At 29.4% G+C, this 25,268-nt stretch carries 23 protein-coding genes and 1 pseudogene; 13 read left to right on the top strand and 11 right to left on the bottom strand.

The window, feature by feature from the left end; translation table 11 throughout:
• Positions 1 to 177 precede the first annotated feature (177 nt).
• From GQ540_RS10825 to GQ540_RS10805, 5 genes are read left to right on the top strand one after another with little or no spacing between them, the layout of a single operon-like run.
• Complete coding sequence (locus GQ540_RS10825) at positions 178 to 1,143, top strand: SIS domain-containing protein (protein ID WP_291800911.1); 966 nt, start codon at positions 178 to 180, stop codon at positions 1,141 to 1,143.
• Between the two features lies 1 nt (position 1,144).
• Positions 1,145 to 1,972, top strand: a complete 828-nt coding sequence (tatC, locus tag GQ540_RS10820; protein ID WP_291800909.1) for a twin-arginine translocase subunit TatC — start codon at positions 1,145 to 1,147, stop codon at positions 1,970 to 1,972.
• The gene (locus tag GQ540_RS10815; RefSeq protein WP_291800907.1) at positions 1,965 to 2,324 is read left to right on the top strand and encodes a carboxymuconolactone decarboxylase family protein; all 360 of its coding nucleotides are present in this window, start codon (positions 1,965 to 1,967) and stop codon (positions 2,322 to 2,324) included. The genes tatC and GQ540_RS10815 overlap by 8 nt, the downstream gene beginning before the upstream one ends.
• A gap of 14 nt (positions 2,325 to 2,338) precedes the next feature.
• Positions 2,339 to 3,073, top strand: a complete 735-nt coding sequence (gene lptB / locus GQ540_RS10810) for an LPS export ABC transporter ATP-binding protein (RefSeq protein ID WP_291800905.1) — start codon at positions 2,339 to 2,341, stop codon at positions 3,071 to 3,073.
• Positions 3,074 to 3,087: 14 nt separating this feature from the next.
• Positions 3,088 to 4,002, top strand: a complete 915-nt coding sequence (locus GQ540_RS10805) for a glutaminase (protein ID WP_291800903.1) — start codon at positions 3,088 to 3,090, stop codon at positions 4,000 to 4,002.
• Here GQ540_RS10805 and GQ540_RS10800 read toward each other — a convergent pair.
• Positions 3,992 to 4,768 (bottom strand): CDP-alcohol phosphatidyltransferase family protein, encoded by a 777-nt coding sequence (locus GQ540_RS10800; protein ID WP_291800901.1) that lies wholly within the window; start codon positions 4,766 to 4,768, stop codon positions 3,992 to 3,994. The genes GQ540_RS10805 and GQ540_RS10800 overlap by 11 nt on opposite strands.
• A 79-nt stretch (positions 4,769 to 4,847) precedes the next feature.
• Here GQ540_RS10800 and GQ540_RS10795 point away from each other — a divergent pair, with 79 nt between their 5' ends.
• Genes GQ540_RS10795 through GQ540_RS10785 form a run of 3 tightly spaced genes read left to right on the top strand, consistent with a single transcriptional unit; the run spans position 4,848 to position 8,115 of the window.
• Positions 4,848 to 5,819 (top strand): alpha/beta fold hydrolase, encoded by a 972-nt coding sequence (locus GQ540_RS10795; RefSeq protein ID WP_291800899.1) that lies wholly within the window; start codon positions 4,848 to 4,850, stop codon positions 5,817 to 5,819.
• A 54-nt stretch (positions 5,820 to 5,873) separates the two neighbouring features.
• Positions 5,874 to 6,938: a PorV/PorQ family protein gene (locus GQ540_RS10790; protein WP_291800897.1), complete on the top strand. Its 1,065-nt coding sequence runs from the start codon at positions 5,874 to 5,876 to the stop codon at positions 6,936 to 6,938.
• 1 nt (position 6,939) lies between these two features.
• Complete coding sequence (locus GQ540_RS10785; protein ID WP_291800896.1) at positions 6,940 to 8,115, top strand: DUF4105 domain-containing protein; 1,176 nt, start codon at positions 6,940 to 6,942, stop codon at positions 8,113 to 8,115.
• 3 nt (positions 8,116 to 8,118) lie between these two features.
• Here the strand turns inward: GQ540_RS10785 and GQ540_RS10780 are convergent, their stop codons facing one another.
• The gene (locus tag GQ540_RS10780; RefSeq protein ID WP_291800894.1) at positions 8,119 to 9,165 is read right to left on the bottom strand and encodes a GDP-mannose 4,6-dehydratase; all 1,047 of its coding nucleotides are present in this window, start codon (positions 9,163 to 9,165) and stop codon (positions 8,119 to 8,121) included.
• 163 nt (positions 9,166 to 9,328) lie between these two features.
• A complete protein-coding gene (locus tag GQ540_RS10775) occupies positions 9,329 to 9,622 on the bottom strand; it encodes a GIY-YIG nuclease family protein (RefSeq protein WP_291800931.1) in 294 nt (97 codons plus the stop codon).
• Between the two features lie 317 nt (positions 9,623 to 9,939).
• On the opposite strand from GQ540_RS10775, the gene ftcD reads away from it, so the two are divergent.
• Positions 9,940 to 11,631, top strand: a complete 1,692-nt coding sequence (gene ftcD, locus GQ540_RS10770; protein ID WP_291800892.1) for a glutamate formimidoyltransferase — start codon at positions 9,940 to 9,942, stop codon at positions 11,629 to 11,631.
• Between the two features lie 87 nt (positions 11,632 to 11,718).
• Here ftcD and GQ540_RS10765 read toward each other — a convergent pair whose 3' ends face one another.
• Entirely contained in the window at positions 11,719 to 12,438 is a 720-nt protein-coding gene (locus tag GQ540_RS10765) for a hypothetical protein (RefSeq protein ID WP_291800890.1), read from the bottom strand.
• 61 nt (positions 12,439 to 12,499) lie between these two features.
• On the bottom strand, positions 12,500 to 13,165 hold the full coding sequence (gene ung / locus GQ540_RS10760; RefSeq protein ID WP_291800888.1) for a uracil-DNA glycosylase: 666 nt from the start codon (positions 13,163 to 13,165) through the stop codon (positions 12,500 to 12,502).
• Positions 13,166 to 13,223: 58 nt separating this feature from the next.
• On the opposite strand from ung, the gene GQ540_RS10755 reads away from it, so the two are divergent.
• The 3 genes from GQ540_RS10755 (at position 13,224) to GQ540_RS10745 (ending at position 16,889) form a co-directional block, all read left to right on the top strand.
• Positions 13,224 to 15,425, top strand: a complete 2,202-nt coding sequence (locus GQ540_RS10755; RefSeq protein ID WP_291800886.1) for a DNA mismatch repair protein MutS — start codon at positions 13,224 to 13,226, stop codon at positions 15,423 to 15,425.
• A 90-nt stretch (positions 15,426 to 15,515) separates the two neighbouring features.
• The gene (locus GQ540_RS10750) at positions 15,516 to 16,376 is read left to right on the top strand and encodes an OmpA family protein (protein WP_291800884.1); all 861 of its coding nucleotides are present in this window, start codon (positions 15,516 to 15,518) and stop codon (positions 16,374 to 16,376) included.
• A 9-nt stretch (positions 16,377 to 16,385) separates the two neighbouring features.
• Positions 16,386 to 16,889, top strand: coding sequence for a hypothetical protein (locus GQ540_RS10745; RefSeq protein ID WP_291800882.1), 504 nt, complete (start codon positions 16,386 to 16,388; stop codon positions 16,887 to 16,889).
• A 9-nt stretch (positions 16,890 to 16,898) separates the two neighbouring features.
• Here the strand turns inward: GQ540_RS10745 and GQ540_RS10740 are convergent, their stop codons facing one another.
• From GQ540_RS10740 to GQ540_RS10715, 6 genes are all read right to left on the bottom strand, one after another.
• Positions 16,899 to 17,129, bottom strand: coding sequence for a hypothetical protein (locus GQ540_RS10740; protein WP_291800880.1), 231 nt, complete (start codon positions 17,127 to 17,129; stop codon positions 16,899 to 16,901).
• A complete protein-coding gene (locus GQ540_RS10735) occupies positions 17,116 to 18,474 on the bottom strand; it encodes an MATE family efflux transporter (RefSeq protein WP_291800877.1) in 1,359 nt (452 codons plus the stop codon). The genes GQ540_RS10740 and GQ540_RS10735 overlap by 14 nt, the downstream gene beginning before the upstream one ends.
• 186 nt (positions 18,475 to 18,660) lie before the next feature.
• On the bottom strand, positions 18,661 to 19,908 hold the full coding sequence (locus GQ540_RS10730; protein ID WP_291800875.1) for an aminotransferase class I/II-fold pyridoxal phosphate-dependent enzyme: 1,248 nt from the start codon (positions 19,906 to 19,908) through the stop codon (positions 18,661 to 18,663).
• 156 nt (positions 19,909 to 20,064) lie between these two features.
• Positions 20,065 to 21,102, bottom strand: a complete 1,038-nt coding sequence (locus GQ540_RS10725; protein WP_291800873.1) for a PLP-dependent cysteine synthase family protein — start codon at positions 21,100 to 21,102, stop codon at positions 20,065 to 20,067.
• 83 nt (positions 21,103 to 21,185) lie between these two features.
• Entirely contained in the window at positions 21,186 to 23,252 is a 2,067-nt protein-coding gene (locus tag GQ540_RS10720) for a S9 family peptidase (RefSeq protein WP_291800871.1), read from the bottom strand.
• A gap of 117 nt (positions 23,253 to 23,369) precedes the next feature.
• A complete protein-coding gene (locus GQ540_RS10715; RefSeq protein ID WP_291800869.1) occupies positions 23,370 to 24,794 on the bottom strand; it encodes an ATP-dependent RecD-like DNA helicase in 1,425 nt (474 codons plus the stop codon).
• Positions 24,795 to 24,897: 103 nt separating this feature from the next.
• On the opposite strand from GQ540_RS10715, the pseudogene GQ540_RS10710 reads away from it, so the two are divergent.
• Positions 24,898 to 25,268: pseudogene (locus GQ540_RS10710) on the top strand (hypothetical protein); the annotation flags it as partial.

Genomic DNA, 25,268 nt, shown 5'->3' with positions numbered 1-25,268 from the left:
AATTATTAAAACAAATTTTAATTATAGGGACTAAATAAGTATTTAGCATTAAAGTTAAAAAAAAAATACACATTTGACTTTTATTTTTAAAAGTTTTTCTAATTTCTAACTAAATAACTTTATTTTTGTTTGCTAATACAAAATAAAACATTTTTTCATTCAAAAAAATATATTCTTTTGAAAAATAAAAATACAATTATAGAAACTGCCAAGCAAACTATTTTAGCTGAAAGTGATGCTATTGCTAATTTAACAAATTTTTTAAATAATGATTTTAAAAATGCAGTAAACTTCATTCATTCTTCTAATGGTAGAGTTATTGTTACCGGAATTGGTAAAAGTGCAAATATAGCAACTAAAATTGTTGCCACATTTAATTCTACGGGTACGCCTGCAATTTTTATGCACGCTGCGGATGCTATTCATGGCGATTTAGGAATCATTCAAAAAAATGATGTGGTTATTTGCATATCAAAAAGTGGAAATACTCCTGAAATTAAAGTGCTAGTTCCATTAATTAAAAATTATGGAAATAAAATTATAGCAATTACAGGTAATATTGAATCTTATTTAGGTACAAATGCCAATTATGCATTAAATTCGTATGTAGAAAAAGAGGCTTGTCCTAATAATTTAGCACCTACAACAAGTACAACAGCTCAGTTAGTTATTGGAGATGCGCTTGCGGTTTGTTTATTAGAATTAAATAATTTTTCTAGTAAAGATTTTGCTAAATACCATCCTGGAGGCGCTTTGGGTAAAAAATTATATTTAAGAGTTCGAGATTTAATTGAAAATAATGAAATACCAGAAGTTTTAACAACAACACCTATTAAAGATGTAATTATTGAAATTTCAAAAAAACGTTTAGGGACAACCGCAGTTACTGAAAATAAAAAAATTGTGGGGATTATTACTGATGGAGATTTAAGGCGTATGTTAAAAGATAATTCAGATATTAGCACTTTAACAGCATTAGATGTTATGAGTAAAAACCCAAAAACAATTCAAATTGATGAAATGGCAATCACTGCTTTAGAAACCATGGAAGCCAACAATATTACTCAAATTTTAGTTGAAGATACCATAACGTATGCAGGTGTTGTACATTTACATGATTTATTAAAAGAAGGAATTTTTTAAAATGGCAAGAAAAATAAAACAAGAAAAAGAAATGTCTTTTTTAGACCATGTAGAAGTACTACGATGGCATTTAGTACGTTCATCAGGTGCTATATTCACCTTTGCAATTGTTGCTTTTGTTATGAAAGATTTTATTTTTAATACAATCTTATTCGCACCAAAAGAAGCTAGCTTTATTACGTATCGCTTTTTTTGTGAAGTTTCTAAACTATTTGGAACAGAAGGATTGTGCATTACAGAAATACCTTTTACATTTCAAAGTTTGGCAATGGCTGAGCAATTTAGTGTTCATATTTGGACCTCTATAACCGTAGGATTTATTATTGCTTTTCCTTTTGTTATTTGGGAATTTTGGAAGTTTATAAGTCCGGGATTGTATGAAAAAGAGCGAAAAGGGGCTTTTATTTTTATTATAATATCTTCACTTTTATTTTTTATAGGTGTTTTATTCGGGTACTATTTAGTAACGCCATTATCCGTTAACTTTTTAGGAAACTATTCAGTAAGTGATATTGTTGAGCGTAACATTACATTAGGATCTTATATTTCGTTAGTGCGCTCGTCATCACTAGCTTCAGGTCTTATATTTGAATTGCCAATTGTCATGTATTTTTTAACTAAAATGGGCTTAATAACTCCAGAATTTTTAAAAAAATACAGAAAACATGCATTAGTCGTTGTTTTAATTTTAGCAGCAATTATTACACCACCCGATATAATTAGTCAAGTAATTGTTGGTATTCCTATTATGATTTTATATGAAGTAAGTATTTTTATTTCTAAAATGGTTATTAAAAACGAACTCAAAAAAGAACAGCAAAATGCCTAATCAAGTGGAAGAATTTAATGCGTATCGTGTTAAAATGAACGATAAAATTTTAGCAGAAGACAATAAATTAATTAAAAGAATATTTAATTTAGACACCAACGCTTTTACAAAGGGGCATTTAGATGTTAAAACAAAAGAATTATTAGGCTTAGTTGCATCAGCTGTTTTACGTTGCGATGATTGTATAAAATATCATTTAGAAACCTCATTTAAAGAAGGCGTCACAAAAGAAGAAGTGATGGAAACACTTTCTATTGCAACTTTAGTGGGTGGAACCATTGTAATTCCACATTTGCGTAGAGCCTACGAATTTTGGGAAGAATTAGAAACAACCAATAGTCAACATAAATAAACTGTTAAATTATAATGATTTTAAGAGCTGAAAATATTAAGAAGAAATACGGAAGTAGATACGTTGTAAAAGGAATTTCTTTAGAAGTTGAACAAGGTCAAATTGTTGGACTTTTAGGCCCGAACGGAGCAGGGAAAACAACTTCTTTTTACATGATTGTTGGTATGATTAAACCCAATGAAGGTCAAATTTATTTAGATAATAAGCCTATAACTTCATTCCCAATGTATAAAAGAGCGCAACAAGGTGTTGGTTATTTAGCACAAGAAGCCTCTGTTTTTAGAAAATTATCTGTTGAAGACAATATTCTTTCAGTGTTGCAATTCACAGATTTATCTACCTTCGATCAAAAGAAAAAATTAGAATCGCTTATTGACGAATTTAGCTTAGGTCATGTGCGTAAAAATCGTGGAGATTTATTATCTGGTGGTGAGCGAAGAAGAACGGAGATTGCACGTGCATTGGCTTCAGATCCTAAATTTATTTTATTAGATGAACCTTTTGCAGGTGTTGACCCAATTGCTGTTGAAGACATTCAAAATATTGTAGCACATTTAAAAGATAAAAATATTGGTATTCTAATTACCGATCACAATGTACAGGAAACTTTAGCTATTACTGATAAAACATATTTAATGTTTGAAGGTGGTATTTTAAAAGAAGGAACACCTGAAGAACTGGCTGAAGATGAAACGGTTAGACGTGTTTATTTAGGAAAAGACTTTGAATTAAAAAAACGTAAATTCTAATGTTTTTTTAAGGCATGAACTATAAAAAAATAGTTACTAAAATAGCCAAAGAGCTAGAAAACACACCAAATAAAGGGAAAGTTGCAAACTATATTCCTGAATTAAGCACCATAGATTCTTCTAAATTTGGTGTTCATTTAACAACAATTCAGAACAGACATTTCAATTTTGGCAATGCTAATGAGAAATTTTCAATACAAAGTATTTCAAAAGTATTGTCTTTATCTTTGGCATATCAACTTGAAGATGAAAAATTATGGAAACGTGTTGGGGTTGAACCTTCAGGAACCGCTTTTAACTCATTGATACAATTAGAAACCGATATTGGAATACCTCGTAACCCGCTTATTAATGCGGGTGCTTTGGTAATTTCTGATATTTTAGTGAGTCATTTAAAAAATCCTAAAGAAGATTTTATCAACTATGTAAGGAAAATTTCTGGCATTGAAACTATTGATTATTGCCCACGAATTGCGAATTCTGAAAAAGCTTCTGGGTATAGAAATACCGCTTTAATTAATTTAATGAAATCTTTTGGAAATATTAAAAATGATATTGATGTGGTGATGGATTTCTATTTTAATTTATGCTCAATTGAAATGACTTGCAAAGAACTTTCTCAAACATTTCTATTTTTAGCAACTTATGGCGTCTCACCGTATTCTGAAGAACGAGTTTTAAGTAAAAGTAACTCTAAACGGATCAATGCAATTATGCAGTTATGTGGTTTTTACGATGAAGCAGGTGAATTTTCATTTAAAGTTGGCTTGCCTGGTAAAAGTGGCGTTGGCGGAGGAATTGTAGCCATTTACCCCAATAAATATGTAATTGCAGTTTGGAGTCCGAAACTTAACAAAAAAGGAAATTCTTTTAAAGGAATTCAGTTTTTAGAAAAATTTACAACTGAAACTGAAGCTTCTATTTTTTAACTTTTTTACGATTCAATTTTACATCAACTAAAGACAAAAGTACATACACAATAATAACTATTGGTATTGCAATAAATTGAAGAAAAACACACAACGCTACTGTTATTAAAATATAACTAAACTTCACTTTATTATTTTTCCAAGTATAATCTTTAAATTTTAAAGAAAATAATGGTATTTCAGCGTTCATTAAATAACTTAAAAGCATTGCTAGTCCAATTAAAAACCAAACATTCTCAATTAAATTTATAAAAAATTGATTGTTACTATACGCTAAAATTAAAGGCAAAGATAAAACTACCAATGCAGCTGCAGGTGTTGGTAAACCTATAAATGAACTTGTTTGGCGTTCATCAATATTAAATTTAGCCAATCTGTAAGCTGCTGCTAGTGTAACAATTAGGCCAATAATTGCAATAAAAAAAGTGGAGTTGAAATGCTCCCACATTGGTGTTTTAATATTTATTACATTCTTCAAATCCCAACTTCCTTTCGTTAATACTTTTGAAATTAATTGAAATAGTACAATTCCGGGTACTACTCCGCTTGTAACAACATCAGCCAAAGAATCTAACTGTTTTCCTAATTCACCCTGTACATTTAGTAAACGTGCAGCTAAACCATCAAAAAAGTCGAAAAATACACCTAAAAAAACAAAAAAAGCGGCTAATACCAATTGCTCTTTTACCGCAAAGTAAACTGCTATTGTACCTGATAATAAGTTAAGTAGCGTAATTAAATTTGGAAGGTGCTTTTTAAAAGTCATTTTAGTAAAATTTTGTTAAATTTAGTGAATTGTTTTTACTACAATTTAATTTTATTCAATTTTTATAATTTATTGCTAAATGCCACTAATTAAGTCTTCTTACCAAGCTCCTTTTCTTTTTAAAAATGGGCATTTAAATACTGTTTATAAAACACTATTTTATAAACACACCATCAACTATCATAGAAAAAGGATTGATACACCTGATGATGATTTTTTGGATTTAGATTTTTCAACAGTAGGTTCAGAAACTATGGTCATTGCGATGCATGGTTTAGAAGGAAGTTCACAATCCAGCTATCTAATTTCTGTAATTAATTATTTGAATTCAAAAAATATGGATTGTGTAGCAGTTAATTTTAGAGGATGTAGTGGTGAAGACAACAACCAATTATACTCCTATCATAGTGGTAAGACGGATGATTTAGAAACTGTAATTAACTATTTATTAGAGAATTACAATTATAAAAACATCGTTCTTTTGGGATATAGTATGGGCGGAAATATTACATTGAAATATATGGGTGAAACAGCTGCTATAAATTCAAAAATTAAAGGAGCGATTGCAGTTTCTGTCCCTTGCGATTTAAGAGGCTCATCTTACGCTTTGGCTAGTTGGAGCAATTCAATTTATATGAATAAGTTTTTAAAAACCTTAAAAGAAAAAACACTTTTTAAGATTCATAAATTTCCTAAAAACACCATTGACATTTATAAAGCGCAAAATGCCAACTCTTTTGAAGATTTTGACAATGCAGTAACTGCGCCTTTATTTGGCTATAAAAATGCTGAAGATTACTGGGAAACTTGTAGCAGCAAACAATTTATACCTGCAATTGATAAACCTACGTTATTAATTAATGCGTTAGATGATTCGTTTTTATCTAAAAGTTGTTTTCCAATAAGTGAAGCTGAAAATAATTCAAATTTTAATTTAGAATTACCAACATATGGAGGCCATGTTGGGTTTAATACTTCCTTCTTTGGAAAAGATATATTATGGAGCGAAAACCGTATTTTATCATTTATTAATCATATTATTTATGAATGAATCAACAATTAACTAACAAAGTTTTTTTACATTCGCTTTTAAAATTACGATACATTGAAAAAAAGCCTATTCATTCTATTTTTTGCTAGTCAGCTTGTTTTTAGCCAATCCGTTCGAAAATATTCAAATGAATTTTTAAATATTGGTGTTGATGCAGCTGCTTTTGGTATGGGAAAAGCCGTTGTTGCTACTAGTAACAATGTAAATGCAATGTATTGGAATCCGGCTGGTTTAACCAATATTAAAAAGTATGAAGGAGCAATTATGCACGCTGAATATTTTGCTGGCATTGCCAAATATGATTACGTTGGATTTGCAATGCCAATTGATTTACAAAGTGCATTAGGTATCTCTTTAATTCGTTTTGGTGTTGATGATATTTTAAACACTACTGAACTTATTGATAATGAAGGAAATATAGATTACAATCGTATTCGTTTATTTTCAGCAGCTGATTATGCTTTTAATATTGCTTATGCAAGAAAATCACGTATTGAAGGATTAAATTTTGGTGCAAATGCTAAAATTGTTCGTCGAATAATTGGTGATTTCGCCACTTCTTGGGGTTTTGGAATTGATGCAGGGATTCAATACGAAAGAAATAATTGGAAATTTGGGTTAATGCTTCGTGATATTACAACTACGTTTAACACTTGGAATATTAATGAAGATGAGTTTGATAAAATTAAAGATGCAATTCCAGGTGAAAATCAAGAATTACCCGAAAGTACTGAAATAACATTACCAAAAGCACAGCTAGGTGTTGCTAAACAATTTGCAATTTCAAGAGATTTTAAGTTGTTAACTGAAGTTGATTTAAACCTTCGATTTGCAAAAACAAATGATATTATTTCAAGTGACATTGTAAGTATTGATCCTGCTTTAGGTTTTCAAATTGATTATTTAAATACGGTTTTTTTACGTGGTGGATTAGGTAATTTTCAAAATGAGTTACAGTTTGATGCTTCAAAAGAATTTGTTTTTCAACCAAACTTTGGAGTTGGTTTTAACTATAGAGGAATTCAAATTGATTATGCACTTACAAATATTGCTAACGTTGGAAATGCGTTATACTCTAATGTGTTTTCAATTAAAATAGCATTTGATAATTTTAGATAATATGAATAAATTATTTTTATTTTTTGGATTACTTCTTTTCAATTCTTTTCACATAGAAGCACAGCAACAATTATCTTCAAAAGCAACAGTAAGCGTTATAACTTGTGGCCCTGGAAATGAATTATACTCAACTTTTGGACATAGTGCTTTTAGAATACATGATGCTAGTTTAGGAATTGATAAAGTTTATAATTATGGGACTTTTGACTTTAATGCGCCTAATTTTTACCTAAATTTTGCAAAAGGACAACTAACATATCAATTATCAACTTCTAGTTTTAGCCGTTTTTTAAGAGCCTATCAATACGAAAATCGTTGGGTAAAAACGCAAGAATTAAACTTAACTTCTACTGAAGTTCAGGCTACCTTCAACTTTTTAGAAAACAATGCAACACCTGAAAATAGAGATTATCAATATGATTTTTTTTATGATAATTGTTCTACTAAAATTGAAGATATTCTAAAACATATTTTAAATGATAAAGTTACTTTTAGTAATTCTCATATCTCTTCAAACAAAACACACAGAGACTTAATTACAGATTATACAGTTCAACAAAAATGGTCGAAATTTGGAATAGATTTAGCGTTGGGCTCTGTAATTGATGACAAAGCAACGAAAGATGAGTACAAATTTTTACCTGATTATGTTTTTGAAGCTTTTAACAACGCAACTATTAAAACTAAAAATGGCATACAACCAATTGTAAAAAAAGAACGAACTATTTTAACGGTTAACAAAAATTTATTAAAGAGCAAAAACTCAATAGTTAGTAGACCTTTTTTTGTATTACTATTTATTAGTTTGCTGCTTATTTTTATCACTTTTAAAAACAAAACTTCTAAAAGAACAAAATGGTTAGATTTTTCAATCTTCTTTAGTACAGGAATTATTGGAATTGTGGTATTGCTGTTGTGGTTTGCAACTTCTCACACAGCAACGTATAAAAATTTAAATTTCTTATGGGCTTTTGCTCCAAATTTGCTAGTCTCATTTTACATGTTTAAACTTAAACTTCCAAATTGGGTAAAACAATATAACTACCTACTAATGTTTCTTTTAGCCCTAACTATTATTGTGTGGATTGCTAAAATTCAGATCTTTAATTTTGCTATTTTACCACTAATTTTAGCGTTGGGTTTTCGTTATTGGTATTTAGCTACACTAAAAAAATAGCGCTTATAATTTTAATTCAAGGTATTTATCAACAAAGGCTTTTATACCATCTTCTAACTTAGTTTGTGGCTTAAAATTAATATAATTGTATAACTTTTCCACATTTGCGTACGTTGATTGTACATCACCTGGCTGCATTGGTTTAAAAACAATTTTACCCTTTTTACCCAATGCTTTTTCAATAGCTTTTACATAATCCATTAATGCAACTGGACTGTTATTCCCAATATTAAATAGTTGATATGCTTTCGAACTTTTTGAAGGAACTGGTTTTTTAGCATTAAATTCAATGCTGTTTTCCTTTGGTGGTTTTGGTAATAATCGCTTAATACTTTCAACAATATCACCTACATAGGTAAAATCCCGGCTCATATTTCCGTGATTAAACACTTCAAATTCTCTATCTTCAACAATAGCTTTTGTGAAAATATGTAGCGCCATATCTGGTCTTCCCCAAGGGCCGTACACTGTGAAAAAACGTAAACCTGTAGAAGGAATATTATACAAATTAGCATACGAATGTGCCATCATTTCATTTGCTTTTTTACTTGCAGCATACATTGCTAAAGGATGATCTGTACAATTGTCTTCTTGAAAAGGAATTTCTTCACTTAAACCATACACAGAACTTGATGAAGCAAATATTAAATGCTCTACAGGAAATGCTCTACAACTTTCTAAAATGTTTAAAAAACCAGTGATATTACTATCTACATACGAATGTGGGTTTTCTAAAGAGTACCTCACTCCTGCTTGTGCTGCTAAATTAACTACAAAATCGAATTGTTGTTCTTCAAACAGTGCCTTTAAATTTGTTAAATCTGTTAAGTCTAATTTTATAAATGAATTATTTTCTATTTTCAATAATTTATTATATTCAATTTCTTCAGTATTAAAACCCAAATCTTGCAACCTAGCCAATTTTAATTTCGGATTGTAATACTCGTTTATAGTATCTAAACCAACAACTTCAAAATTTGAAGCAACCAATAATTTTGCTAAATGATGACCAATAAAACCAGCCATTCCTGTAATAAGTACTTTTTTCAATTTTTTTAATTTTATAAAATATTCAACATGTTATTTTAAACACTTCTCTATACAATTTTTCATCAAAAATCACTCGAAGTGACGTTTTAACTTTATTCGTCAGTTCGAGTGATTTTAAAACAAATAGCATTTGTTTTAAAATTGTATCGAGAACGAGAACACTTCACTTTTTGAACTTCTTTTTTGCTAAATTAATTAAACTATCATATTCATTATTGATTAAAGCTTCTTTTTTTTCTTTAGACCACTTTTTTAATTGTTTTTCTTTCTCAATTGCAATAGTTATATCTGTAAACTCAGCATAAAAAACTAATTCTACGGGTCTCCTTTGATGGGTATAACTGTTTTTATAAAAACCTGATTCATGTTGACTTAATCGTATATCTAAATTACTAGTAACTCCTGTATAATAAGTATTATCTGAACATTTAAGCATATATACATAGCTTTTTTTTATCATAATTTAGTTTCAAAATACTTCTCGATACAATTTTTTTCAAAAACCACTCGAAGTGACGTTTTAACTTTATTCATCAGTTCAAGTAGCTCAGCATATTAAGAACTCATCATTACTTCTCGATACACTTTTTTTCAAAAATCACTCGAAGTGACGTTTTAACTTTATTCGTGAGTTCGAGTAGCAAAGCGTATCGAGAACTCATCAAAAATAGCATTAAATAATACAATCAGTTAATATCTGCAGCAATTATTTAAAAATAGTAGCATCTAAAATCAAATTAACACCTTAAATTTGAACATAAAATTTTGATACAAATGAACAAACAATTAATTGAGTGTGTCCCAAATATTAGTGAAGGAAGAGATTTGGTAAAAATTAACGCTATTGCAGCCGTTGTTGAAACTGTTGAAGGCATTAAACTGTTAGATATTGATCCTGGAAATGCAACAAATAGAACTGTAATTACTTTTGTTGGCGAACCAAAAAATGTGATTGATGCGGCCTTTAAATTAATTAAAAAAGCGGCTGAATTAATTGATATGAGCAAACATAGTGGTGAACATCCACGCTTTGGAGCAACTGATGTTTGTCCGTTAGTCCCAATTTCTGGAATAACTTTAGAAGAAACGGCTGTTTTTGCACATCAATTAGGTGAACGCGTTGGAAAAGAACTAGGTATTCCTGGTTATTTTTACGAAAACGCAGCAAAAGAACCAAAGCGAATCAACTTAGCGAATTGCCGTTCAGGTGAATATGAAGGATTGAAAGAAAAATTAATAAATCCTGCTTGGAAACCAGACTTTGGTCCTTCTCAATTTAATGCAAGTATTGCTAAATCTGGTTGTACAGCTATTTCTGCACGTGATTTTTTAATTGCTTACAACGTAAATTTAAACACAACTTCAACCAGAAGAGCCAATGCTATTGCGTTTGACATTCGTGAAGCTGGGAGAGTACAACGTGAAGGAAATCCTGCTACTGGAAAAAAATTATTAGATACTAATGGAGAACCTATTCGTATTCCAGGAAAATTAAAAGCGGTAAAAGGTATTGGTTGGTATATTGATGAATATGGAATTGCACAAATCTCATACAATTTAACCAATATAAATATTACTTCCATGCACGTTGCTTTTGATGAGACTGTTAAATCTGCCATTGAAAGAGGTTTACGTGTTACGGGTTCTGAATTAATTGGCTTAATTCCTTTACAAGCCATGTTAGATGCTGGAGATTATTTTTTACGTAAACAAGAACGTTCACTAGGAATTTCAGAAGAGGAGAAAATTAAAATTGCTGTAAAATCTTTAGGTTTGGATGATTTAAAACCGTTCAATCCACAAGAAAAAATCATTGAATATTTATTAAAAGACGATACTAAAAAATTAGTTGATTTTACTATGAGTGGCTTTGCTGAAGAAACTGCAGGTGAATCTATGGCTCCTGGAGGTGGTTCAATTGCTGCCTATGTTGGTACTTTAGGTGTTTCTTTGGGAACTATGGTTGCTAATTTATCAGCTCATAAAGCTGGTTGGGATGATAAATGGGAATTTTACTCTAATTGGGCTGAAAAAGGACAAGCATATAAAAATAAACTGTTGTATTTAGTTGATGAAGATACCAATGCGTTTAATAAAATTATTGAAGGTTTTAGAATGCCAAAATCTAACCCTGAAGAAGTAGAAGCTCGTAAACTAGCCGTTGAAAACGCTACCAAATATGCTACTGAAATACCATTTCAAGTGATGGAAACAGCATTTAATTCAATGGAAGTTATGCAAGCCATGTTAAAAGATGGTTTGCAAAGTTCACTCTCAGACACTGGTGTTGGTGTTTTATGCGCTAGAACAGCTGTTATTGGTGCTTATTTTAATGTTCGTATAAATGCAAAAGATATTAAAGATAGAGTTTTTGCGGATGCTATTTTAACACGTGCAAAAGCTATTTATACAAAAACCATTGCAATAGAAAGAGATGTGATGATTTTTATTGATAAAAAAATGTAAACATTCTATATTTAAAAACATGAAAAGACTGGTTAAATTTTAAATTCTTAACCAGTCTTTTATTAAATTAACAAACTGTACTAAATCCTATTTTATTATTTCACCTTCTTCCATTAAGATAGGATATACATATCCTTGGCCGAAATCTTTATCTAAAATTATGATTCCTTTAAAAGTAATAACATCACCAACTTTAACGGTTTCAAGCGTAGTTACGGTTAAACTTTTTTCACCTTCAAACTGAGTGCCATCACTAATATGAACCCAATTTTTACTCATAATTCCATTATTTACTTTTATAACATTCCCTTTTACTATAATTGTTTTTGCAGAAAAAGTTTTCTTTGCTGAAAATAATTCATTTAATGAAGTTCCATTTTTTGGCTTTTCAATCTTAATAACTTCTTCAACTTTAGAAACCTCAGAGTTTGTGTGTGGATTCTTTTGTTTTACAACTTTAGCAACTTCCGTTGTTCTAATACCTTCACTAAAAGTTATAAAATCAAAAGTTTTATTCAATTCTTTGCTTTCAAAATTTTTCATAACCATTCCACCTTCATAAAAATAAGTTTCACCAATTGTTACGGGTGTATTTGGAATTGCCATCCAGTAACTATTTCCTTCTTCATTAACATTTAAATAGGTATAACCGCCACCATTTAAAGTTTCTTTAACAACTATTTTATGCACATTAGATGTTGCTTTGGCCTCTTTTAAAGGCATTTTTTTATAGTTTTCTTTTTCTTTACAACTCACTAGTACTAAAACACTAAAAATTACTGCAAAAAATTGTATATTATTTTTCATTTTTTATAATTTAATTTGAAGTAAAAGTAACATTAATTACATAATTTCTTTATGACAATTATCACCATTCTAAGGTGCTTATCCCTTTACTTTTTAAATAGTTATTTGTAGTGCTAAAATGGTTGTTTCCAAACCAAAAGCCTCTGTTAGCACTTAATGGAGATGGATGTCCACTTGTTAAAACGCAATGCTTCTTGCTGTCAATTTTTTTACCTTTTTTTTGTGCATAACCTCCCCAAAGTAAGAACACTACATTTTCTTTTTCTTCAGAAATTAAAGATATTACTGCATCGGTAAATTGTTCCCATCCTTTTTTTTGATGCGAGCCTGCTTCATGTGCTTTTACTGTTAAAGTAGCATTTAAAAGCAAGACGCCTTGTTTTGCCCAACGTTCTAAATTTCCACTTTCTGGATTTGGAATTTTAATATCAGCTTTAATTTCTTTAAATATGTTTTTTAATGAAGGTGGATGCGTAATAGCATTATTAACACTAAAACACAATCCGTTAGCTTGTCCTTCGCCATGATATGGATCTTGTCCAATAATTACTACTTTTAAATCTTCAAAAGAACATAAATTAAATGCCTCAAAAATCTGTTTTTCAGGAGGATAACATGTATTTACTTCGTATTCATTTGCTACAAAATGTGTAAGTTCTTTAAAATAAGGCTTTTCAAATTCAGTATTTAGACGGATTTTCCAACTATCAGCTATTATCAATTTCATGATTGCTATTCGGCTTAAATTTATACTTTTGCTTAACTTTTCAAAAGTACTATTTTTTATGAGTAATATTTCAGAAAAAACATTGTTAGATTTAGAATTAGCGACTGTATTAAATTCAGTTAGTGAATTTTGTATTTCTGATTTAGGTAAAAGTAACGTGTTACAAATTAAACCCTTTAAGAGTTTAAAAACGCTTCAACCTGAATTATTGCAAGTAAACGAGTATTTAACTAGCTTTATTAACGAAAATAAAATTCCTAATCATTATTTTGATGATATTCAAAAGGAAATTCATTTGCTTAATATTGAAAACAGTTATCTAGAACCCCCTTCGTTTTTAAAAATAGTAAACAATACAACAACCATTTTTGAATTACTTCAATTTTTAAAAAAGTTTAAATTTTATTACCCTACTCTATTTTCTTTTTCTGAAGAAATTGAATATCAAAAACCAATAGTTGAAAATATAGAGAAAAAAATATCCTCATTTGGTGAGGTTAATGACAATGCATCAGCACTACTTAAACAAATAAGAAGCAATATACATTCCATAAGGTCTAAAATTGGTGGTAGTTTTTCAAAAGCGTTAAGCCAATACAGTAGCGCAGGCTATTTAGATGAAATACGAGAATCTGTTATTGACAACCAACGTGTATTAGCTGTTGCTGCTATGCACAGACGAAAAGTAAAAGGTAGTTTGGTTGGAAGTTCTAAAACAGGAAGTATTGTGTTTATTGCACCCGAAGCCACACTACAATTTAGCCGAGAGCTTCAAAATTTGATGTATGAAGAACATCAAGAAGTTATTAGGATTTTAAAAGATTTAACGAACATTTTAAGAGCATATATTCCAAATATTATAAGTTATCAAACTTATTTAACAACATTAGATGTTGTGGCTTCAAAAGCTAAATATGCACATAAAATTAGTGGTTTATTACCTGAAATTACTTCAGAAAAAAGAGTCTATTTTAAAAATGCATATCATCCAATATTATTAATTAATAACAACTTAAAAAAGTTAAAAACGGTACCACAAACTCTTGAATTAAATAAGCAACAACAAATTATAGTCATTTCTGGACCTAATGCTGGTGGAAAAAGTATTGCGCTTAAAACAATTGGCTTACTACAAACTATGTTGCAAAGCGGCATATTAATCCCTGTTGAAGAACGCTCAAAAACATGTTTTTTTGATAAAATTTTAACTGATATTGGCGATAATCAATCCATTGAAAATCAATTAAGTACATATAGTTATCGTTTAAAAAATATGCGTAATTTTTTAAGGAGTTGTAACAACAATACCTTATTTTTAATTGATGAGTTTGGAACTGGAAGTGACCCTGAATTAGGAGGTGCTTTGGCTGAAATATTTTTAGAAGAGTTTTATACAAAAGGTGCTTTTGGAATTATTACCACACACTATGCTAATTTAAAAGTGTTGGCAAGTGAATTAGAAAATGTTTCTAATGCCAATATGCAGTTTGATGAGAAAACATTAATGCCACTATACAAGTTATTTATTGGACAAGCTGGTAGTTCTTTTACATTTGAAGTTGCACAAAAAAATGGAATTCCATTTAGCTTAATTAACAAGGCTAAAAAACGAGTTGATGGGGAAAAGGTACGATTAGATAAAACTATTTCTAAACTTCAAAAAGAACGAAATAAACTTCAAAAAAACGCTGAAACTTTAGAAAAAGAAAAATCAAAAGCAGTTGAACAAACCGATAGTTTATCGGTGAAACAGCTTAAAATTCAAGAAAAATTAGAAGGTTTTCAAGAATTATATGATAGTAACCAAAAAATGCTTGTTTTTGGAAGAAAAACAAATGAATTAGTTCATAAATATTTTCAAACCAATAATAAAAAACAATTGATAGCCGATTTTAATGCTTGGGTTACAATTGAAAAAACTAAACACCTAAAAAAGAATCCTCCACTAGCAAAAACTAAAGTTGAAAAGAAACAAGTTAAAATTCAAAAGCAAAAGGTAAAAACAAAACTTAAAACTATTGAAACTGAAGTATTAGTTGAAGTTACTAAAGTTAGAGAAATTAAAAAAAGTGAAGCTCATAAAGTGGCAAAACAAAAGGCAAACTATATTTTTAAAATTAATGATACCGTTAAAATTATTGGTAGTAACGCACATGGAACTATTGATAAAATTGAAAAAAAGAATGTTTTTATTAATTATGGTGTCTTTACAACTAAAACAACTTTAAGTAAACTTGAGTTAGTTTCCGCAGCAAAATAGCAACTTAATACTATAAAATAGTTAGTTAACGTATTTTTTATTTGCGCTCATTAATTTTTATTATTAAATTTAGCGTGCTAAAAATAAATCATGCTACACTATTTTAAAGCTACTACCGTTTTTTTTATTTGGGTATTAATAGCCTTATCATTTCATCATTTTATTAGTTTCAAAACTTTTGACACCTGTAATTTAGACTCAAGTACAGTAAGCATACGTAACGATTCTTTATTTTTAGTTACTGATGCTGCACAAACTATTTTATATAATTATTCTGAAGGTTTAACTATTCAGAAAGGTAGTATAACTGTTTCTAGTATTGAAAAGCTTCCTTTGTTAAAAGATAGTATTATATCTATATTAACTAATGATTATTCAAAAGAGCTATTAATTACCGGAAAATATTTGCAAGAAGAAACTACACCTAATTTAGGATTGAAACGTGCTAAAATTGTTAAAAATGAACTAATTACTACTAATTTATCTGAATTAAAAATTAAAGTTAATAGCAAAATCTCAAACTTTACATATAGCTATGAAGGTTTTTACAATAACGGTATTTATTTAAAAATCAACACATTAAGAAAATCAACTATTGATAGTTTAGAAAATAGTATTGAAAACAAAACACTTTATATTGAATTTAATAATGACACTTTATTAGTAAATAAAAATTTAATAAAATTCACACCCTCTTTAAAGCAATATTTAAATAAATACACTGATAAAAAAATAGAAATAATTGGACATACTGATAATCTTGGATATTTTGAAGATAATTTAATTATTGGATTAATTAGAGCCAACAAAGTGAAAGATTATTTTGTGATTCATGGTATTGATAGTACTAAAATTGAAACGCGAACAAAAGGAGAATCTGAACCAATTGCTAATAAAACTACTGAAAAAGGAAGAGCTATAAATAAAAGAATTGAACTAAAAATAAACTAACTTATATCTATGCATTTATCAATATTTTCTGACGTTCACATAATCCATTTAATTGAAATTTTTTGCTGGATGTTGGGCACTTTTTTAATTGGACTTTATTTTGGTCGTTTTAGTAAAACAACTAAGAAAGGAAATAAATCAGTAGATTTCTACACGCATGAAGAATTAAACCTTAATGATGACATTTCAAAAATTAGAGCTACCAAAACATTTGAACGTGGCGGCAAAGAAATGATAAAAACGGTGCCTGTAGATACTCATGAAGGATTAAATTTTAGTAGAATTGGAATTGCAACCTTACAAAATAAAGATGATTTGCAATTAATTAAGGGAATTGGCACTTCAATTGAAAAGAATTTAAACAATATTGAAATTTTCACTTTCAAACAAATTAGTAATTTTAACAGTAAAGATATTGTTAAAGTAACTGAATTAATAAAGTTTTTTCCAGGTAGAATTGAGCGTGACGATTGGGTTGGACAAGCGTTTAGCTTATTAAATAACGATGAATAAAATAATTATTTAGTCTTCCTTATAACTCTCCATTTCACTATCATAAAAAGCTGAAGTTTCTTCAATAAGTACAGCAACTTGTGTTTCTAATTCTTCTTGATCTGCACCATCAAAATCTTCAAGCCATTCAATTTCATCATCAACTAAATTAATGATGAATCTTGGAAATTCTGTATGGATAACAAATATTGCTGAATTGTATTCAGTGTTATCTCCTATTAAAAATTTAGGTAAGTTCATTTTTTTCTTTTATTAATTTATTCGACAAATAATTAAATCTAAAAAATAGCATTATAGCTGAGCTCGTTAAAGCAGTTAATAGTCCAATCCAAATACCTAAAGTTCCCAAAGCATCTTCTTTTCCCAAAAAATAACAAATTGGAAAACCTATAATCCAGTAGGCAATAAATGATAATATTGATGGCCATTTTACATCTTGCAAGCCTCTTAATCCACCTAAAATAACTGCTTGTAAACCATCTGAAAGCTGAAACAATCCTGCAACAACTAATAAGCTTGAAGCCATTGCTATTACTTCCAAATTATTGGTAAACAGTAAAGGCAAAGTATCTTTTAAAACCACAAACCCAATTGAAAAAGCAAACATTATAATTAAAATTAGCAGAAAATTTGAAAAGGCAATTCGTTTTAACTCAACATAATTTTTTAATCCTTTTTGGTTTCCTACTCTCACAGTTGAAGCAACACCTATACCAACTGCTATCATAAACGTTGTTGACGCTAATTTTAACGCTATTTGATTCGCCGCCTGAGGTAAAGCACCTAAAGTTCCTGCCAATAAAACAGAAGCTGTAAATAAGCCTACTTCAAACAACATTTGCAGGGCTGTTGGAAAACCAAGCGATATTATTTTTTTAAATACTTTTTTTTGTAATTCATGAAGTTGTAAGCGTTTCATGTACATCGCAAATTTTTCTTTCTTCTGAAGTACAACAAAAAGAAAAACTACCATTACAACTCTTGAAAACAATGTTCCAAGTGCAGCACCCACAATCTCTAATCTAGGAAAAATCCAATAGCCATAAATTAAAGCAAAGTTTAATAATACATTTACAATATTGGTTAATATTGTGGCATACATCGCATATTTTGTTTCAGATAAACCATCAGTAAATTGTTTCAAGCCTTGAAAAATCATTAATGGGATCATAGATATTGCTACAATTTCATAATATGGAATTGCTAAAGCAACTACTTCATCTGGCTGATCTAAATGATATAAAATAGGCTTAATTAAAAGCAACATTATAAAAACAGCAATTCCTAGAATAGTCATTAATATAATTCCATGCTGAAAAATACTTCTACCTTTTTCTTTATTTCCTTCACCATCAGATTCAGCAATTAATGGTGTAATTGCAAACGAAAAACCAATACCAATAGAAAGTGCTATAAAAATTAAACTATTTCCAAGTGAAGTTGCTGCTAATTCAACAGGTCCTAGCCTTCCAACCATAATATCATCAATTAATCCTACAAGTAGATGACCCAATGAGCCCATCATAATTGGAGTTGCTAATTTTAGATTGTTTTTAAATTCGGAAGTGTACTTTTTAAGCTTCAATTAATAATAGTTTATGAATTGCGAATATACGTGAAATTAACTAAAATTTCATGGTAAAATTTATAGCTTATTAATTGGTTTATTTTTTTAGTGTCTTTACGAATACTTTAAGTTTTAAGACCTTTAGTAAAAACAAAAAACCTTTTAGAAAGTCTAAAAGGTTTTATTAATTAAAATAATTTTAATTTATTTCATTATAGCTTCAGCTAAGCGTTTATAAATCCCTTTTTCAAGTTTAGCGCGCATTGCTGAAAAAGATTCTATAGTCACTTTAACATCTTCTAACGTATGAGTTGTAGTTGGTATTAGTCTTAATATTATCAATCCTTTTGGAATTACAGGATACACAACTATTGAACAAAATATACCGTAATTTTCTCTCAAATCATTTACCATTGCCATTGCTTCTGGAATATCACCTTCTAAAAATACTGGAGTTACACAGGTATTTGTTTTACCAATATTAAAACCATTATCTTTTAATCCATTTTGTAAAGCATTCACATTTTCCCAAAGTTTCTGCTTAAGTTCAGGCATTGTTCTAAGCATATCTAAACGCTTTAAAGCACCTTTTACCATTGGCATTGGCAAAGACTTTGCAAACATTTGAGAACGCATATTATACTGTAAATACTGAATAATATCTTTATCTGCAGCAAAAAATGCTCCAATACCAGCCATTGATTTTGCGAAAGTAGCAAAATACACATCTATATCATCTTGTACTCCTTGTTCTACACCTGTTCCTTTTCCATTTTCGCCTAAAGTTCCAAACCCATGAGCATCATCAACTAATAATCTAAAATTAAATTTACTTTTTAATTCAACTATTTCCTTTAATTTTCCTTGTTCACCACGCATTCCAAAAACGCCTTCAGAAATTACAAGAATCCCACCACCTGTCTCTTCTGCATTTTTTGTTGCTCTTTGTAAGTTTTTTTCTAAACTTTCAATATCATTATGTTGGTATGTAAATCTTTTACCGTGATGTAATCTAACACCATCAATAATACAAGCGTGAGAATCAATATCATAAACAATTACATCGTGCTTCGTTACTAAAGCATCAATTGCTGATACCATTCCTTGGTATCCGAAATTCACTAAATACGCTGCTTCTTTTTCAACAAACTTAGCACATTCTTCTTCTAATTGTTCGTGGTATTTTGTATGTCCAGACATCATTCTTGCACCCATTGGGTACGCCATTCCATAATCTGCAGCTGCTTCAGCATCCGCTTTTCTAACCTCTGGATGATTTGCTAAACCTAAGTAATCATTAATACTCCAAGTAATTACTTCTTTACCATTAAATTTCATTCTATTAGAAATTTCACCTTCTAATTTTGGAAAAACATAATACCCTTCAGCTTGTTTTGCCCACTTACCTAATGGGCCTTTATCCTTTATTATTCTTTCAAATATATCTTTCATTCTTTAATTATTTATGGCAAAATGTATTTTTTAGTTACATTTATTTAAGACTGCAAAGTACGGTATTTTTTTTATGCTAATCAAATGTTAATTATACAAAAAAAAAGAGGCTAAAAATTGATTTTTAGCCTCTTTTAAATATGTAGGTTATTCTATTTATTTTATATACTCTACTTCTAAATGCCCTTGCTTTTGAGTGTCAAAAAAACCTTGTTCTTTCATCCAATCATCACTATATATTTTTTCCATATAGCGAGAACCGTGATCTGGTAATATTAGCACTACTTTTGAATTTTCATCAAAAAAGCCTTTTTCTGCATATTGTATTGCTGCTTGTACTACTGCTCCACTTGTGTAACCTGTAAATAACCCTTCAGTAAGCGCTAATTCTCTTGCTCTATGTGCAGCAGATTCATCAGTTACTTTTTCAAAAACATCAATTACATCAAAATCTGTAGCTGTTGGAATTAAGTTTTTACCTAAACCTTCAATTCTATAAGGATAAATTTCATTTTTATCGAACTCTTTTGTTTCGTGAAATTTCTTTAAAATTGAACCAAAAGCATCAACACCCAATGTTTTAATGCTTGGATTTTGTTCTTTTAAATATTTTGAAACTCCTGAAATTGTACCTCCTGTACCACTTGCTGCTATTAGATGCGTAACTTCACCATTTGTTTGTTTCCAAATTTCTGGGCCCGTTGAATTGTAATGAGCATCTAAGTTTAATTTATTAAAATACTGATTGATATAAACTGAATTTGCAGTTTCTGCATGCAATCTTTTAGCAACTTCATAGTATGATCTTGGATCATCTGCTGCAACATGTGCTGGACAAACATATACTTTTGCACCCATAGCTTTCAACATGTTTATTTTTCCTGATGAAGCTTTAGAATTAACAGCCAATATGCATTTATATCCTTTTATAATACTTACCAAAGCAATACTAAATCCTGTGTTACCTGAAGTAGTCTCAATAATTGTACTTCCTTTTTTTAACACGCCTTGTCTTTCGGCTTCTTCAATAATATGCATAGCAATTCTATCTTTCATAGAATGTCCAGGATTAAATCCTTCGTACTTTACATAAAAATTACCAATAAGGTTCTTAGTGATTTTGTTTAACTTAATTAATGGCGTATTACCAATAAGGTCTAAAATGTTGTTACTTATACCTGTATTTTTAGTCATTTTTTAAAGTTTAATTCAATAATGAGATATTCAAAAATGAATTATGAATAATATTGTATAACGTGCAAATTTAATAATTTTTTTTAAATTTTTATGCAACCTTCTAAATCTAATATAAAACTATAATCTCTTGCCACTTCTTTTAAAGAATCAAATCTTCCTGAAGCCCCACCGTGACCTGCATCCATGTTAATATGCATTAGTAAAATATTTTTATCTTTTTTTAATTCTCTTAGCTTAGCAACCCACTTTGCTGGCTCAAAATACTGCACTTGAGAATCATTTATTCCTGTTGTAATTAACAAATTAGGATATTTTTGTTCTATTACGTTATCATACGGTGAATATGACTTCATATATTCGTAATATTCTTTAGTATTTGGATTTCCCCATTCATCATATTCTCCAGTTGTTAGCGGTATGCTATCATCTAACATAGTTGTTACAACATCTACAAAAGGTACAGATGCTAAAACCCCATTAAATAAATTTGGACTCATATTAATTACAGCTCCCATTAATAAACCACCAGCCGATCCTCCACTTGCATATATATGTTTTGCTGATGTATAATTTTTTTCAATTAAAAATTTAGCACAATCAATAAAATCTGTGAATGTATTTTTTTTGGCTAATAATTTCCCGTCTTCATACCATTTTCTTCCTAAGTATTCACTTCCTCTCACATGTGCAATTGCAAATACATAGCCTCTATCTAACAAACTTAAACGAGTTGTACTAAATCCAGCATCTATAGTAATTCCGTAAGAACCATAACCGTATAAAAGTAATGGTGTTTTTTCTGTAAGCGCTGTGTTTTTATGATAAACTAATGATATTGGAATTTTAGTTCCATCACTAGCAGTTGCCCATAATCGTTCACTTTTATAATTTTCTTTATTAAATTTACCTCCTAATACTTGTTGCTCTTTTTTTACTTCTTTTGTTTTTGTGTTTACATTAAAATCAATGACTGAGCTTGGAGTAGTCATAGAATTATATGCATAACGAATACAATTTGTATCAAATTCAGGATTGTAATAAACACCTGCTGAATATGTTTCTTCACTAAAAGGCAAATAAAAATCTTCTGATTCATCCCAACGCATAATTCTAATTTTGGTCAATCCATTTGTTCTTTCTTCAAGAACTAAAAAATCTTTAAAAATTGAAATATCTTCTAACAAAACATCATCTCTATGCGCAATAACATCAAACCAATTTTCTTTTAATGTCTTCTCTTCTGAAGTTTTCATTAACTTAAAATTTGTGGCTTTGTCTTTATTTGTTAATATGTAAAATGAATTATTATAATGCGCTATACTGTACTCTAAATCACGTTCTCTTTGCTGAAATATTCTGAAATCACCTGTTGGATTATCAGCTTCTAAAATTCTATATTCAGAAGAAACTGTACTTGTAGAACCTATAATTATATATTTTTTAGATTTAGTTCTATAAACAAATGTGCTAAACGCTTCTTCTTCTTCAACATAAATTTCTATGTCATTTGCTGAATCTGAACCTAGAACGTGCCTAATAATTTTTTCACTTCGTAATGTTACCGGATTTTTTAGTGTGTAAAAAATAGTTTTATTGTCACTTGCCCAAGATGCATTTCCGGTGGTGTTTTCAATTTTATCTTCGTAAATTTCACCAGTTTCTAGGTTTTTAAACTGTAACGTATATTGTCCTCTACTAACAGTATCTATTCCAAATGAAACAATTTTATTATTTGGACTTACTGATAATCCTGAGAGTTTGAAATAACTATGTTCTTCTGCAAGTTTATTTACATCAAACATAATTTCTTCTTTCGCATTTAAACTATCTTTTTTTCGAAGATAAATGGGATATTGCTTACCAGTTTCAAACCTAGTAATATAAAAATAATTATTTTTTTTATAGGGAACAGACTCGTCATCTTCTTTAATCCGAGATTTCATCTCTTCAAATAAATCTTCTTGAAATTGATTTGTATGTGCTGTTATTTTACTATAATATTCATTTTCAGTAGTTAAATAATCTACAACTTTAGGATTCTCTCTTTCATTTAACCAATAATAATTATCAATTCTTACATCGTCATGAATTTCTAATTTATGCTCAATTTTTGTAGCTTTTGGAGCTTTTATATTGTTTTTTATCATTCTAAATAATTTCTAGGGCGCAAAAGTAGTTTATTTGTTAACAAATAATCTTTTATTTTTGAAGACTTGTATAATTTTAATAAAAATTTATGCTAATTAACACAAAAAACTCTTTTTTTAGTTAAAAAAATCATCTTTAAAACCAATTAAAAAGACTTTTTCTTGCGCTCTTGTAAGTGCAGTGTACAGCCAACGCAAATAATCTATATTTTGCCCGTCAGGTAAATACGGCTGCTCAATAAACACTGTTTTCCATTGTCCACCTTGTGATTTATGACAGGTTACTGCGTACGAGAATTTAACTTGTAATGCGTTAAAATATTTACTTTTTTTAATTGCCAGTAACTGCTTATATTTAGAACTTTCGTGTGCAAAATCTTTACCCACCTCTTGGTATAACTTATTTGAATCTTCGTATGATAATGATGGTGTTTCAGAGGCAAGTGTATCTAATAATAAAACAGTTTCAAATGGTTTTTGATTTGGATAATCAATCATTCTTAATTTAACTTCCGCAAACCTAAATCCGTATAATTCTTTAGTATTAAAAATTTCTAAAATTTCACAAATATCACCATTGGCAATAAAGCCTGCTTCACTTGAATCTTTTAGCCAGAAATAATTATTTTTCACAACCATTACAAAATCTCCGGTAGAAATTTCATTTTCCTGACCTCTAATTTTTTGCCTTATTTGCTTATTATATTGATTTGCGCGTTTATTTGAACGCACAATAAAAGCGGTATCTTCTACTCCAATATTATCATACGCTGAATTTATTGCATCTTCAATATCATATCCATCAATTAATCGAATTAAATCTGGAAAGCCTAATTGAAACTGAAAATTATGAAACCCATTATTTGCTAATATTAAACGTAATTCAGTGGCGTTTATTAAAATTCCAGAATCTGCGTGTTGACGCATCACTTCACTTAATTCTATTTCAACAACATCCTTATTATAGTTTAAAGCCAACTTATGAGAATCAAGTGCTGGACTTATATCTAACTTTACTGGTGGAAGTTGAGCTGTATCACCTATTAAAATAAGCTTACAATTAGCACCTGAATAAACGTATGAAATTAAATCATCTAATAAAGATCCATTTTCAAATAATTTTGATGCTGAAGGTGAATCTGGAATCATGGAAGCCTCATCAACTATAAACAATGTATTTGTATGTTTATTTGTTTGAAGCGTAAAATCTACGCCGCCTCCTTTATTTTTCTTTGGAAAATATATTTTTTTATGAATTGTAAACGCCTGTTTCTTAGAATAACTAGAAATAACTTTAGCAGCTCTACCAGTTGGCGCCAATAAAACAGCCTTTTTGCCAGCATTCCATAAATTATTTACAACAGTACTAATTGATGTTGTTTTACCAGTACCTGCATACCCTTTTATTAAAAAAAGGGCATCTTTATTAGTGTCAAAAATAAAGTTTGACAGTTTTTCAAGCAACATATCTTGTGACGCAGTTGGTTCAAAAGGAAACTTTTTTAGTATATCTTGATAAAATTCTGGCGCATTTTTTGTCATATTTCAAATAAAATTCAAATATACAAATTGATTTATGCTGAAAAGTTTTTCTCATTAAAAAAAATTTGTAGATTTGCGTAATCACATAAAAAGACAAATACAAATGATAACATTTTTGATTATAATTGCTAGTATTGCAGTTACTGGTTTTTTAGCATACGCTATTGTTAATTTTATTCCAAGGAAATTTCATTGGATTATTTCGATTATATTAATTGCTCTAGCGGCATTGTTAGTTTACAAAATAAACTTTGAAATACAAAAACCTGTACAATTTAACAAAGAGAAAAAGATTAAATATGCTAAGGTAATTGAGAATCTGAAATTACTTCGTGATGCTGAAGTGGCACATAAAAAAGTAACAGGAAAATATACTGCAGATGGAGAAGCGTTAATTCAATTTATTGATACAGCTCAATTCGCATTGACACAGGTTAAGAATGTTCCAAAAACTATCGATGTTGGAGGTGGTAT

Origin of the sequence: Lutibacter sp. (genome assembly GCF_013139515.1) — a bacterium.
GTDB lineage: Bacteria > Bacteroidota > Bacteroidia > Flavobacteriales > Flavobacteriaceae > Lutibacter.
Note: the sequence above shows the minus strand (reverse complement) of the source record. Positions and strands in the feature narration are given on the sequence as shown.

Coding starts and splice junctions, on each gene's coding strand:
- tatC (WP_291800909.1), top strand. CDS start 1,145: ATGGCAAGAAAAATAAAACAAGAAAAAGAAATGTCTTTTTTAGACCAT.
- GQ540_RS10815 (WP_291800907.1), top strand. CDS start 1,965: ATGCCTAATCAAGTGGAAGAATTTAATGCGTATCGTGTTAAAATGAAC.
- lptB (WP_291800905.1), top strand. CDS start 2,339: ATGATTTTAAGAGCTGAAAATATTAAGAAGAAATACGGAAGTAGATAC.
- GQ540_RS10805 (WP_291800903.1), top strand. CDS start 3,088: ATGAACTATAAAAAAATAGTTACTAAAATAGCCAAAGAGCTAGAAAAC.
- GQ540_RS10800 (WP_291800901.1), bottom strand. CDS start 4,768: ATGACTTTTAAAAAGCACCTTCCAAATTTAATTACGCTACTTAACTTA.
- GQ540_RS10795 (WP_291800899.1), top strand. CDS start 4,848: ATGCCACTAATTAAGTCTTCTTACCAAGCTCCTTTTCTTTTTAAAAAT.
- GQ540_RS10785 (WP_291800896.1), top strand. CDS start 6,940: ATGAATAAATTATTTTTATTTTTTGGATTACTTCTTTTCAATTCTTTT.
- ftcD (WP_291800892.1), top strand. CDS start 9,940: ATGAACAAACAATTAATTGAGTGTGTCCCAAATATTAGTGAAGGAAGA.
- GQ540_RS10765 (WP_291800890.1), bottom strand. CDS start 12,438: ATGAAAAATAATATACAATTTTTTGCAGTAATTTTTAGTGTTTTAGTA.
- ung (WP_291800888.1), bottom strand. CDS start 13,165: ATGAAATTGATAATAGCTGATAGTTGGAAAATCCGTCTAAATACTGAA.
- GQ540_RS10755 (WP_291800886.1), top strand. CDS start 13,224: ATGAGTAATATTTCAGAAAAAACATTGTTAGATTTAGAATTAGCGACT.
- GQ540_RS10750 (WP_291800884.1), top strand. CDS start 15,516: ATGCTACACTATTTTAAAGCTACTACCGTTTTTTTTATTTGGGTATTA.
- GQ540_RS10745 (WP_291800882.1), top strand. CDS start 16,386: ATGCATTTATCAATATTTTCTGACGTTCACATAATCCATTTAATTGAA.
- GQ540_RS10740 (WP_291800880.1), bottom strand. CDS start 17,129: ATGAACTTACCTAAATTTTTAATAGGAGATAACACTGAATACAATTCA.
- GQ540_RS10730 (WP_291800875.1), bottom strand. CDS start 19,908: ATGAAAGATATATTTGAAAGAATAATAAAGGATAAAGGCCCATTAGGT.
- GQ540_RS10725 (WP_291800873.1), bottom strand. CDS start 21,102: ATGACTAAAAATACAGGTATAAGTAACAACATTTTAGACCTTATTGGT.
- GQ540_RS10720 (WP_291800871.1), bottom strand. CDS start 23,252: ATGATAAAAAACAATATAAAAGCTCCAAAAGCTACAAAAATTGAGCAT.
- GQ540_RS10715 (WP_291800869.1), bottom strand. CDS start 24,794: ATGACAAAAAATGCGCCAGAATTTTATCAAGATATACTAAAAAAGTTT.